The organism is Dapis hubbardiae BLCC-M172 (genome assembly GCF_050016015.1).
GTDB lineage: Bacteria > Cyanobacteriota > Cyanobacteriia > Cyanobacteriales > Microcoleaceae > Trichodesmium.
Genome location: NZ_JBNHEQ010000019.1, coordinates 1,189 through 1,562, shown reverse-complemented (window position 1 = coordinate 1,562; position 374 = coordinate 1,189). Strand labels below are relative to the sequence as shown.

The following is a 374-nucleotide window of genomic DNA, read 5'->3' as shown; positions in this document are numbered from 1 at the left end:
ATCATACACTGCCAGTTGTTTGAGTAATTCAAAAGTTTCTGGTTTATCTTTCCAATCAGTTACTATTTGTTGGAGTGCTTCACATCGTACACCCGAATCATCATCAGACACTACAATTTGTTGGAGTAATTCAAAAGTTTCTGGTTTATCTTTCCAACCAATTGCTAATTTTTCTACTGCTTTACGTCGTACACCAGGGTCATCATCAGACTCTACAAGTTGTTTGAGTAATTCAAAAATTTCTGGTTCATTTTTCCAACCAGTTGCTAATTTTTCTACTGCTTCAAGTCGCATACCTGACTCATCATCAGACTTTACCAGTTGTTTGAGTAATTCAAAAATTTCTGGTTCATTTTTCCAACCAGTTGCTAATT

Annotated in this window: 1 protein-coding gene; it reads right to left on the bottom strand. The window is 35.3% G+C overall.

Features of this window, described 5'->3' with window-relative positions; genetic code table 11:
• On the bottom strand, positions 1–374 hold a 374-nt coding region (locus tag ACP6PK_RS02440), incomplete at both ends, for a HEAT repeat domain-containing protein (protein ID WP_426557453.1).